Raw genomic sequence first — 11952 nt, forward strand, 5'->3', positions numbered from 1 at the left:
ATCAGCGGTAAACCGAGAGCAGGGTTTCGAGTTTTTGCACGGCAGCGGCGTCCAGTGGCTGCACGGGTGCGCGACAAGGTCCGACAGGGAGATTGAGCAGCTCGGTGGCCTTCTTCAGCACCACCGGCATGGTGCCCATGGCAAAAGCGTCGCGCAGCGGTCGCAAGGCTTCCTGGGCGCTGCGTGCGGCTTCGTGATTGCCCGCCTGGAAGTGATTCCAGATCGACATGACCAGATCGGGCACCGCATTGGCCGTGGCGGCAATGGCACCATCGCCCCCGGCCAGCAGATTCCAGTAGATCAGTGAGTCGGTGCCGGCGAAGACCGCAAAGTCATCGCTGCGGTATTTGATCATCTGCACCAACGCGTCGAAGTTCCCGGCGCTGTCTTTGATGCCTTTGATCATCGGGTGTTGATGCAGGGCCGCGACCGCGCCGATGCCGATGGACAGGCCGGTCTTGGCCGGAATGTTGTACATCATCAGGGGCAGGCTGGAGGCTTCGGCGACAGCTTCGTAGTGTTTGATCAGCTCGTACTGGCTGATGGCATTGAAGTAGGGCGTGATGACAGAGAGCGCGTTGGCGCCGATGCCTGCCATCTTTTTGTTCATTTCAATCACTTCACGGGTAGCAAATGCGCCGGTACCAATCACAACCGGCACACGTCCGCCGGCGGCTTCGACGGTAACGCGGGCGATTTCCAACTTTTCAGCTTCTGACAAAGTGAAAAACTCGCCGTTGGTGCCGAGTACAAAAAGACCATGCACCCCAGCCTGAATCAGGTTTTCTACGAGAGCCCGGAGCGCCTGTTGGTCTACCTGCTGATCAGCGGTGAAAGGAGTCACCAAGGCCGGGATAATGCCGCGAAATTGCATGATGGGATTCTCGTTTTATTGTTAGTGAGATCCACAATGATTGTTTCAATCACTATTCGCAAGCTTTTTTGATTGAAATCCAACAAATATGATTGAACCGATCAAACACCACGCCATGCGCAGGGTTGGGACAGGGAAGTGAACGCCCCAGTTATACGTCCCCTCTTCGCCTTGTTGTCATATCGGCTGATGGAAGCCACCTAGCAGATTTCCAGGCAATTGGGCTGGCAGGCAAAGTAGCTCGAGTAATCGAGCCCCAGTCGCCAGCGAACGTATTCGCCAGCGCCTGGGCAGGCAATCGGTTTACAGCGCCGGGGGTTTAGGGAATACCCAACGGGCGCGTTCGTAGGCCTGGGCAACGCGCAGTGCGAGGGCGTCCGGGAAGCGCGGAACAACGATCATCATGGCGACTGGTTTTGCGCAGAACCGAAAAAAGACGCCGAAGCGTCTATCACGTAAATCACAGGATCGGCATAGGGGGCGACCTTCATAGGCCGCTCCCCGCCACACCACGCGGCATGCGGGTCCGCACCGGGCGGTTCGAGAGATTGAGGTCAGGAGAGGCGCGGTAAACCCAGCCTATCAAATCAGGCGATACCCAGCACACGGTTCAGCTCAAACCGGCTATTGTTCCACCAACGGCGGGCATTGCCCGCTATCTTCCTCGTGACTTCCACGCTCGCAATCCATTCGTCCAGTTCACGCCAGACGGCTGGGGTTTGCGACAGTTCGAAGTAAGCTTTCCAACCTGATAGGTAAGGGCGCAGATCATCGGCGACCTGTTGCAAACTACGACCACATGAACGTCGGGTGTACGCCGCCGCCCTTTGACCACAAGAGTTTCGCGGTTTTTGGCCCGCTCACCCTGGTCGGCTTCGCCTTATATCCGGTTCTTGTTCATCGATTCGCGGCTTCGCTCCACGCATCCTCCCCACACTCGGTCGCCCTCATGCAGTTGCGCTTCACTTCGTTCGCTGTGGTCAGCTTACGGCGGGACTTTCACCCACAAGATTGCGCCCATGCTGGGCGCACAAAAAAAGCCACTCGTCTGAGTGGCTTTTTTCTGAGTCCTGGAGCGGGAAACGAGACTTGTATCTGGTGTCCGACCTATTGAAATCTAAAGGGTTATTTTTCTTGTCGAGGCAGGAAAAGACTTGATCCTGGACTTGTTTTTGAAGCACTTCAAGGGTCAAGAAGGGATTTATTCCAAGCTGAGCGACTGAGTTCCATTCGCCAAAAGCAGTCATTCGAGCCGGTCTGGTCATAAGCAATTATGGTTCAACGAATGGGAGCGGTGCATCGGTATCACGGCGAACAGAGAAGACATTCAGGGTCATCGCAACCATTGCGTAATATCCGAATACCCCCGTCAACTCGACGACAGCGGGCTCTTCAAACGCTTGCACAGCTTGCGCATAAAGACCGTCGTCGACACGGAATCTCGTACAGCGTCTTGCCCTCTCGATAAACCAGCAGTTCATCATCTCGGATGAATCGCGGCGACGTCTGCTGACGCATCGCTTCGATGACCTGATCAGATATACCCGCCAAACGCGCGATCGGTTCATGAACCTGCCACTCGGCCTGTGACTGCCACCATGAAGCCGTGAACAGGATTGCGAGTTTGGTCAATCGCAACTCCAGCCGAGTGCTATAGCGGCAGAACGCACCCAGTCGCTGAGCATGATGGGCCAGTTCAGGGCTGTGAATCAGGGTCGATAGCGGCCCTTGGTGACAGGCAGCTATCGGGGGGCAGGTCACCGACGACTAGTGCGTCGACGGGACTTACGAGCACACGAAGTCGACTTGATGCCGCGCGATTCGGGAATTCCCCAACTCGCCACTCACCCGCAAATGTTCAGGAAAGAATCATATAGCTCGAAGGTTATTCCCGTTTCCCCAGGATCGGACAGGTCCCTATGAATGACCCCACCGGCTCTCCCTCAGAAAATGCCTACGAAAATACCTTGCAGATAAAACAACGCCGGCTATTCTCCCAAAGCTGACTTTCAGAATACTGGCTCCGAGCCACAAGACCTCCGATCTTGCCGTCCGGGCATCACAACGCTGATTAGCAGGAAGCTACACATCTGGCGACGCAAACGCGTTCGTCATGGTGTTCCCAGGAGGGAGCCATGTCCGCACCAGGACAGTACCTGTTTGCAATAGCGGCCCATGATCGCGTGGACTTGCTCGATATCAGTGCCCCTTACGAGCCATTCAATCGGATGGTTCGTAGAGAACCGCCGTACAACCCCGCTCTCCCTTGCGCCACCCAATCGCCGGACCACCGCCCAGCCGCAGGTCGCACCTGCGACTCCTCCGGCATGGCTGCGAACAGCGCCAATGTGCTAAAGCGCAAAGATTCTTCCTGGAAAACATGCAGCCTCACCGCAGGATCGATTCCGGTTCCCATGTAAATCAGCTGATCAAAGGACACACGGCCGCCAAGGCTGTCGCACACATTCGCGCAATGGCGCAGGGAGAACAATATGACTTCGCTTCGTATAGTCCTGGCCGGGTTGTTGGTCTGCACAACCTCCCAGGCAGTGTTTGCCGAACTCGCCGCCCAGCCGTTCCTGGCGCCGCCCAGGCTTGTTGAAAAAGGCGCGCCGGGCACGCTGAAGGCAACTGAGTCGACCCTTGCGAAAACAGATTGCAACCCACAGGGCGACATTACCCGCGACGGACAAACCGTCGAACTCAACCTGCAAGTGCAGAAGCGCGAAAACTATATCTACAACCCGGGCAATCCCGACGGTGCCAAGGACAAGGTCAAGCTGCGATCCTATGGCGGCTGTCTGTCTGGACCGCTGATCGATGTGCAGCCAGGCAACACCTTGCGGGTCCACCTGGACAACCAGCTGGATAAAAACGACCCCAGCTGTCCGGGAGGGGGGGATCCGGCGAATGGCCAGCCGGGCTGCTTCAATACGATCAATCTGCATTATCACGGGATGCACGTTTCACCGTCGGGCAACAGCGACAACGTACTGTTGAACATCGCTCCACAAACCCAATTCGAATATGAAATCAACATCCCCACCGATCACCCTTCAGGCACCTTCTGGTACCACGCGCACCGGCATGGTTCCACTGCCCTGCAGGTCGCCAGCGGTGCTGCGGGCGCCCTGATCGTACGCGGTGACCGACCCTACACCGGCGGCAAGCCAGGGGACATCGACACCATTCTCAAAAACGCAGCCGGGCACCCCATCACCGAACAAGTCTTTCTGTTCCAGCAGATTCCCTATGCGTGTTTCGACGACAAGGGCGGCATCATCAAGCAAAAAGATGACACCTGGACGTGCCCCAGCGGCAAGACAGGTGTTGTAGAGAACTTCCATACACAGCTCTCGTCGGCCACTGTCTGGGATGAAAGCGGTCGATTCACCAGCATCAACGGCGTGGTGCAACCGACCCTCCAGGGCATCGCCGCAGGAGAAATTCAACGCTGGCGCTTCATTCACGCAGGTATCCACGACACCGTAAACCTGCAGATCGTGCCCATGAACCCGACCAGCCCCAAAGCCACGCTTGCGCTCAAGGGTGTACTCAGCGGCACACCGAAGGAGCAGGCCGCCGTGATCGCCGATCTATGCCCGGCGACCGTGCCGGGCACCAGTAAACCGGTCGAGCTCGTACCTCAGTTCGAGATCGCCGCCGACGGACTCACACGCACTGCAATTCGCCCCATCGGCGTCAACAAAAAGAGCGTGAGCGGCGGCATCGGCAGCAACTTCCTGCAACCGGGCTATCGCAGCGATGTGCTGCTGATGTTCCCCCGCGACGGCACCTACTGTGTACTGAACCAGGCAGCGACTCCCGCTGAACGCGCCAATGCAGACCCCAAGGGTGGCCCGGGCGGCCAGGGTCCGAACGAAACACAATTGCTGGCCACGGTCATCGTGTCGGGCGGCCAGGTTGTGACTGATGATCCGCAAAGCTACATCCAGCAAGCGCTGTACGACGCTAACAAAATGGATAAGTCGCTCCCTGCCGCAGCCCTGGAAGGGCTGCGAACCGGAGACCTGAACCCCTGGCGCGGGATGGATGACCTGAAGAACGCCGTGGTCAATGACGACATTCAGAAGGCCGACTTTTTTATTGGCAATCCGCCATTCCCGCCCTCGCCGCCCGCCAACGCACCGCAGAAACCGGGAGACCCGTGGACCGGCCCGTTCGGCTTCTACATCAACTACAAGTCTTACGATCCGGACCGCATCGATTTCACCCGACAGGTCAATACGACAGACGATTGGGTTCTGACCTCCCAGGGTGAACCTCATATATTTCACATCCACGTCAACCCGTTCCAGGTGATGGACGTGCTCTACGCCAAGCCGGGAGAGAAGCCCAAAAGCATCTTCGGCCCCAACGGCGAGTGCCTGGTGCCAGCCGACGAACTGGGCCTACAGAATCAATATTGCGGGATGTGGCATGAGTTCAAGGACACCATCTTCGTGCAGAACGACTATCAGGTCCTGGTGCGCACGCACTACGACCGCTACATCGGTGAGTTCGTCATCCACTGCCACATCCTCGACCACGAAGACGGCGGCATGATGACCAATATCCAGATCGTGCCGGACATCACTGCTATCGGCGGTGGCATTGGCATGGCCGGTATGAAGCACACGGCACATCAACACTCGGACTCCAAGTAACCCTGATCAGGAGCTATCGGTAATGAGTAATCCCTTTGCAGGACAATGGACGTACAGAAGTTTTCTCAACAACCCTGCGTTGACTGACGGTGACCCGAAAAAACTGGAGGCGCTGTTGTTCGCCGAAGGTGTGTGGACCGTAGAGGACACCGCCAACGAGACGTTCATCGGCGAACTCAGTTTCGGGGCAAACGCTGTCATGGATTTGAAGGGGGTCATCACCCATGGCCACGATCGTCCAGACCATGTGCACATTGCGGGCAGCGGGCGTCCCGGGACCTCGACACAAGACTACTTCTACGATTATGACGGATCGCTGACGGAGCGTTGGCCCAACGGCGTGAGCCAGGTTCCGGCCATCACCGGGTCGGTCATCCGCATGAAACCTCACAATGGCGAACCCGCTGGACTGGTCGCCTCGTTCATCTGCGTCAAAAGTAGCTAGGTACTGTTTGTCGGGACACTACCGGGTCGACAGGGATGTCGAGCTAGCAATGCTGGCGACCCAGGATCCAATCCACTGCAACGTTCGTTATTGACGACAAGGAGTCGGGCATGACCACTACCTCCACCACAGCGCCTGTCGCCCAACCTACCTGGTACGGGCAGATCCGCGACATGTTCACCTCAGTAGACCGGGCGCACATGGCCAGGCAAGGCCTCGACCTGGCCAGCTACGACGCGGTGATGAAGCACGCAGGCGACATCTACCAACAAGTGGCGGGGGGCAATATGCCGCCAAACCGACCCTGGCCCGCTGACTGGGTGAGTACCTTCCTGAACTGGATGAACAACGGCTACCCGAAAGGAGTCCCCGCTGCCAGCGCCAACGCAGCGGACTTCGCTGCGCGGTCACTGTTCAGCGCAGACGCGTCCACCGCCAGGGTCCGCAAGGACATCACCACGCTGTCCAGCGCCGAGCTCGATCTGCTCAAACAGGCGTTTTCAGCCATTATGGCCATGGCCCCCACCGATCCCAACAGCTACTTCACGCTGGCCGGTTATCACTGGTTTCCAGCTCCCAATACCTATTGCATGCATCACGTCCCGGGCTACAACCCTTGGCACCGAGCCTATCTGGTCAGCTTCGAGAACGCCCTGAGATCGGTCCCCGGCTGTGCGAACGTCACCCTGCCCTACTGGGATATCACCACGCCCTTCCCCGACGTGCTTAAAAGCCCGCCCTTCGACCAGTACACGTTGCAGCAAGCCGCCAGCTCCGATTATCCGGAAGGGTACGTCACCACACGCTTTACCTACGACATGATCGCCCAGAACCTGCTGACCTATGGGGTGACCGATGATGTGAACCGAGCCATGAGCAAAACTGACTGGGAGGACTTCCATGGCTATTGGTCCGGCGCCGCCCACAACACCATCATTGCCGCCCACGACAGTGGCCACAACTCAATTGGCCCCACCATGCAGAACCAGGAAGTGGCGGCCTTCGACCCAGTGTTCTGGTTCTTCCATTGCAATTGGGACAGGCTGTTCTGGGAATGGCAGAAAAAAATGCTGGCCACCGATCTGCATGGATTGCTCACGACCATCAACGAAGTCACCGACCCCGTCAGTTATCAGATCTTCAACGATACGGCGCTGCAAACCCTGAACCCATTCACCAGCACCCCACTAGAGCTGAACACGCTGGCGATCATCGACTCGGTCGGTCAACTCGGCATTGACTATGCGCCTGCGGCGACAGGCTCGAACGTCGATTTCCTGCCGAAGACCCAGCGTACGCTCGCTGCGTCCAAACACTTCACGGTTGAAGCCGATCGGGTCAATGTGCGGGTCAGCGGTATCAATCGCCTGAAGATCCCCGGCAGCTTCTCGGTGCACTTGCAAAAAGACGCCAAGACCATCGCCTCCAGAGCATTGTTTCAACCGGTAGAGGTTCAAAGCTGCGCCAATTGCGTGGCCAATGCCATGACCCAATTCGATTTCGAGTTACCCATGGCGGTCGTGTTGGGCGGCAAGCTGAGCGTCTGGGTAGAGCCGGTGAACAAGGACTTCATCGGCGATCGGTTCCCGCAGAAGCTGATGGGCGATCCCGTCATTGAGGTGCATCTATTGCTGCAAACTCAGTAGCGCTGCTGGACCAAGGGTGCCGGACTTCATGCGTTGAAGTCCGGCTTCAGCCGTTGACGAACGCCAGATAGACATCAGCGTCGAGAACGACCTCATGCGCCCAGGCTCTGTTCTACGCCAATTTACCTACGATCCCTGGCCGGTGCTTTTGGCAATGGCGGGACTCGGCTTGGCCTTGTCCGTCTACAACGACATCACCACCAACGGACCTGCGTTTTGCGTCACTGTGGATGGGCTATCGATCTTCACGAGTTGGTCTGCCGCCCTGCAAGCGGAGCTGGCACTCAACCCACCTCAGCGAATCCTGGCCGGTTGGGCCTTGATGCTCCTGGCCATGATGCCGCCCCTCCTGGCGACGCCACTCATACACGTCTGGCGCTCCAGCTTGCCAAGCAGGCGAATACAAGCGTCAGTCGGCTTCCTGCTCGGTTACGGTGCCATGTGGATGGCCGCCGGCCCGCTCCTGATCGCCCTGGCGCTGTTGCTACAGATGGCTACCGCAGAAAATGCCCTGGCCGTGGCGCTGCTGGTTGCGATGCTGTGGAGCGCGAGCCCGTGGCACCGCGCTGCCCTCAATCGTGGCCACCGAATGGGGCGGCTAAGCCTGTTCGGCTGGGCTGTCAACAGGGATTGCCTGATCCGAGGCCTGGCGCACGGCCTCTTTTGTATCGTTTCGTGCTGGGCCTGGATGGTCGTGCCGCTTGTCAGCGGGTCCTGGCACATTCCGATGATGTTGCTGACGGGCGCGGTCCTGCTGGCTGAACGGCTCATCGCTGCCAAAACGCCGCGCTGGAACTGACCGTTTAAAACAAGGCTTCACGTATGCAATCCGTCTGGACCGTCCCTTCCACCCTCATGTCTTTTCATAGGCCGCCGATACCCTGCTAATTCAGACGTTCAAGGAGTGACGACATGACCCTTTCAATCAATTCCGTATTTATCCGGCCATCAGCCGCTCAGCTGAGCCAAACCAGCCAGCCATTGACCACCAGATTCCTCAGTGAAGACTTGCTGAAAACCACGGTCAACATCAATCCGGCGGCAATTTACCATCCAATCAATGAAGCCCCCGCACCGAGCCCGGAAACGGAATCGATCGAGAGCATGATCGCGCGCACCCAGTCGCCGGATTACCCGCAAATTGCCGAGAGGCACAAAAGCGCCCATCAATCGCTGAAACTCTCTTTCGAAGAATTCCAATCAGCGTTGGCTCACACCGATCCGGATCTCGCCGACAAGAAATTTGGCTTCACCATCGAAGCGGATGGCAGCCTCAAGGTTCTCGACAGTTCACACCAGCTCAGCGCTTCCGACATGGATCGGCTGAACGAGCGGTTGAATGCTTCCAGTGAATTGAAATCGGCAGCGAGCAGCTACCGCGACGCCTCCATCGCCCTGGTGGCCGCCGACGCTACGTGGGGTGGCAATTTTACGGGTGGGTACATTCTGAACAAGGACAACTTCGCCAACACCATCGATCTGGGTGCCCTATTCCTTAAAAAAGGAACAACCCCAAACGCTGAGACCCTGAACGGCTTCTTCTCCTCCCAGTTGTGGAGCAAGGGCGAGCGGATGACGCATGAAACAGTCACCCAGATGTCCGTAGGCGCCAATAAGGTCGACGTGACGGTTTGACTGGCAAGTTCTTGGAACTCACGTTACTTCACAGCGCGCGGCGGATCCGCTTGATGGGAAACCAAAGATTGACACTGACTTCCGCTAGTTAGCGGGTTGTATCAATTTGGATCTTTGTGCCTCTGGCCTTCAAAACTTGCCCAGTGCACATATGGATTCCCCCTAAGACTGAATCGCCCCTGGCTTCGTAGACGCCTCCAAGCCTCAAGGAAGGTCTGCCAAGTCCTCGGAACATCCGCTTCTGGCCGAGGCTGTGTAAAAACGTTTTAGGGCCGGTTCAACGGTCAAAACCAGAACGAAAATTTCGTTCCTACGCAAATTTTGGGTCTACTGACTAACCAAGCACAGGCAGATTTTACGTAGCAACGCAGACTTCAAAACGACGCCTGCGTTTTTACACAGCCTGGGCCGAAAGCAGCCTGTCACCATAAGCGCAGGCATTTCTCGGGCACAAAAAAAAGCCACTCATCTGAGTGGCTTTTTTCTGAATCTTGGAGCGGGAAACGAGACTCGTATCTGGCGTCCGACCCATTGAAATCTATAGGGTTTCTGTTATTCCTGAAGCAGGAATGGACTTGATTCTGGACTTGTTTTTGAAGTATTTCAAGATCCAAGTCTGGTATGACACCAGCGTTGGAGTGGATCAATCACTGCACGCCGCATTCGATGCCCGCGCCGTTTACGCGGGGCTGACCATGGACTTCTAAGGGACATAGGTCAGGGAGCGTTATCGCAGGATGATCCTCCTCTTGGCAGACCTATCGGCGGTTGTCACCTTCTGCCGGTACAGTCTTACCCCCTGAAAGCACCGTCAATGGAATGTTCCATGAGCTCCTGCATTCGTATCAGAGCAAGCGCAAACCCAGCTGATTTCTTCGATGAGGTTATTCCAGAGGAGGTCTTGACCTGAACGGTTGGCGGTTGGAGTGATCAATACAAGGCCTGGGACGCTCCCGCCTGGTTCGAAAATGTGAGTTGACGGCCTCTCTGTTACCCTGAATGGGCTTCTCGCTTCTGTTTCCAGCGCTGGTGTTGAGATCCTGAAACACATTTCCCCACAGAACCGACCTGGCTGGTATCGTTCTCGACGATCAGCTTGATATCGCCGAGTTCCTCCTTGGGAGGCGGCGAGCGCAAGCCGTCGAAGAGGTTGCGGGCAGGCGTCGCGGCTTGCCGACGCTGCAGCTGCGCAATGCCTGCCCTGATGGCGCTCAGCGCGGCTGAAGACGCAGCAGTTTGCCATCCCGTTCGTCGGTGAGCACGTAGAGCAGGCCGTCAGGGCCCTGCCTGACATCCCGAATGCGGGCATGCCCGTCCTCCAGCAACTTGTGCTCGGCCACGACCTTACCGTCTTTCAGTTCAATACGGTCGAGGTAGCCGAACTTGAGCGAACCGACGAAGAGATTGCCCTTCCATGCCGGCCCATAACGGTCGCTAGTCAGGAAGGCCATGCCGGACGGCGCGATCGAGGGCACCCAGTAATGCAGCGGCTGCTCCATGCCGTCCTTGGCGGTCAGGCCGTCGCCAATCTTCCCGCCGCCATAGTTCTCGCCGTAGGTGATGACCGGCCAGCCGTAGTTACGACCCGCCAGCGGAACGTTGATCTCGTCGCCGCCCTGCGGACCGTGATCGTTCATCCAGAGGCGGCCGTCCGGACCGAGCGTAGCGCCCTGGCTATTGCGATGACCATAGCTCCAGATCTCCGGCAAGGTACTAGCGCGGCCGACGAAAGGGTTGTCGGCCGGTACCGCGCCGTCCTTCTGGATGCGCACCACTTTGCCCAAGTGGTTATCGAGCTTCTGCGCATCCTCCTTCCGGCTGTAACGCTCGCCCAACGTGACGAAAAGCGTCCCGTCCTTCGCCTCGACGATACGGCAGCCGAAATGCGCGGAGCTGCTCACCTTCGGCCGCTGACTGAAAATCACCTGCAGGTTGTCGAGGCGCACCATGTTGCTCGACAGCGTCGCGCGTGCCACTGCCGTGCTATTGCCCGCGCCACCAGCGGCCGGTTCGGAAAAGCAGAAGTAGACCATGCGATTCACGTCGAAAGCACTGTCCGTCACCACATCCAGCAGCCCGCCCTGCCCTCCTGCCGCGATCGCCGGCAGCCCCTCAACCGGCGGGCCGATGCTCCCATCGGCATCAACCACCCGAAGCCGGCCCGGCCGTTCGGTCACCAAGTAGCGATGTGCCGGCAGAAAGGCCACTGCCCAGGGATTCTCCAATCCGGTTGCCACACGCTCAGCCCGCACCTCGACGGCCAGCGCGCTGGCAGCAAAACCCATGGCAAGAAATGCTGGGACCAGAACCCACTCAAGTTTCAGATTCATGACTGTTCCAATGGTTGATTTGACAGCCGCTAGCACACCCTACGAAGAAAGATATAAATTAGTAAATCTTTGCGCTACGCATGTGCATCCAGATATTTCTCTGCTTTTGCGATCCCGTTCATGCGCTGAAGTTTGCGCATCGTGAAGGCGCCCCCCTGCGTCCGAACGCCAATGGCGGGAGGCTTCGACGCCAGGTGTTTAGGCACGGCACCCCAAGTCGGCGGCTCGCTGAACTTGGCGACGAACATCTCTATGAAGCTCGGTGATCCGGCGAGGGTCAGAGTCACTTCGCGCCAGCCTCCCAGCTCGACGGTCACTGCAGGTCGTGGTTCCACAGTACATGCCCACTGAGGTA

10 protein-coding genes and 2 pseudogenes are annotated in these 11952 nt (G+C 57.7%); 6 read left to right on the plus strand and 6 right to left on the minus strand.

Going from position 1 to position 11952, the window contains the following annotated elements; translation table 11 throughout:
- Position 1: 1 nt before the first annotated feature.
- The 4 genes and pseudogenes from dapA to KI237_RS30815 form a co-directional block, all read right to left on the minus strand.
- Positions 2-874 (minus strand): 4-hydroxy-tetrahydrodipicolinate synthase, encoded by an 873-nt coding sequence (gene dapA, locus KI237_RS17945; RefSeq protein WP_212796408.1) that lies wholly within the window; start codon positions 872-874, stop codon positions 2-4.
- Between the two features lie 303 nt (positions 875-1177).
- Positions 1178-1288 (minus strand): annotated as a pseudogene (locus tag KI237_RS17950) (amidase family protein); the annotation flags it as partial.
- A 173-nt stretch (positions 1289-1461) separates the two neighbouring features.
- A pseudogene (locus tag KI237_RS17955) lies at positions 1462-1674 on the minus strand (group II intron maturase-specific domain-containing protein); the annotation flags it as partial.
- A gap of 592 nt (positions 1675-2266) precedes the next feature.
- On the minus strand, positions 2267-2506 hold the full coding sequence (locus KI237_RS30815; protein WP_349305625.1) for a hypothetical protein: 240 nt from the start codon (positions 2504-2506) through the stop codon (positions 2267-2269).
- A gap of 860 nt (positions 2507-3366) precedes the next feature.
- On the opposite strand from KI237_RS30815, the gene KI237_RS17965 reads away from it, so the two are divergent.
- The 6 genes from KI237_RS17965 to KI237_RS17990 all read left to right on the plus strand — a co-directional run bounded on the left by KI237_RS17965 (position 3367) and on the right by KI237_RS17990 (position 9974).
- Entirely contained in the window at positions 3367-5541 is a 2175-nt protein-coding gene (locus KI237_RS17965; protein ID WP_212796410.1) for a multicopper oxidase family protein, read from the plus strand.
- Positions 5542-5563: 22 nt separating this feature from the next.
- Positions 5564-5986, plus strand: coding sequence for a hypothetical protein (locus tag KI237_RS17970; protein WP_212796411.1), 423 nt, complete (start codon positions 5564-5566; stop codon positions 5984-5986).
- Between the two features lie 110 nt (positions 5987-6096).
- Entirely contained in the window at positions 6097-7632 is a 1536-nt protein-coding gene (locus tag KI237_RS17975; RefSeq protein WP_212796412.1) for a tyrosinase family protein, read from the plus strand.
- Between the two features lie 169 nt (positions 7633-7801).
- Positions 7802-8431, plus strand: a complete 630-nt coding sequence (locus tag KI237_RS17980; protein ID WP_249410632.1) for a copper chaperone — start codon at positions 7802-7804, stop codon at positions 8429-8431.
- Between the two features lie 113 nt (positions 8432-8544).
- Positions 8545-9267, plus strand: coding sequence for a hypothetical protein (locus KI237_RS17985; RefSeq protein WP_212796414.1), 723 nt, complete (start codon positions 8545-8547; stop codon positions 9265-9267).
- A 569-nt stretch (positions 9268-9836) separates the two neighbouring features.
- Complete coding sequence (locus KI237_RS17990) at positions 9837-9974, plus strand: hypothetical protein (protein ID WP_156877850.1); 138 nt, start codon at positions 9837-9839, stop codon at positions 9972-9974.
- 504 nt (positions 9975-10478) lie between these two features.
- Here the strand turns inward: KI237_RS17990 and KI237_RS17995 are convergent.
- Positions 10479-11597 (minus strand): PQQ-dependent sugar dehydrogenase, encoded by a 1119-nt coding sequence (locus tag KI237_RS17995; RefSeq protein ID WP_212796415.1) that lies wholly within the window; start codon positions 11595-11597, stop codon positions 10479-10481.
- A 74-nt stretch (positions 11598-11671) separates the two neighbouring features.
- Positions 11672-11914: a hypothetical protein gene (locus tag KI237_RS18000; protein ID WP_212796416.1), complete on the minus strand. Its 243-nt coding sequence runs from the start codon at positions 11912-11914 to the stop codon at positions 11672-11674.
- Between the last annotated feature and the right edge of the window lie 38 nt (positions 11915-11952).

This window comes from Pseudomonas sp. St316, assembly GCF_018325905.1.
GTDB lineage: Bacteria > Pseudomonadota > Gammaproteobacteria > Pseudomonadales > Pseudomonadaceae > Aquipseudomonas.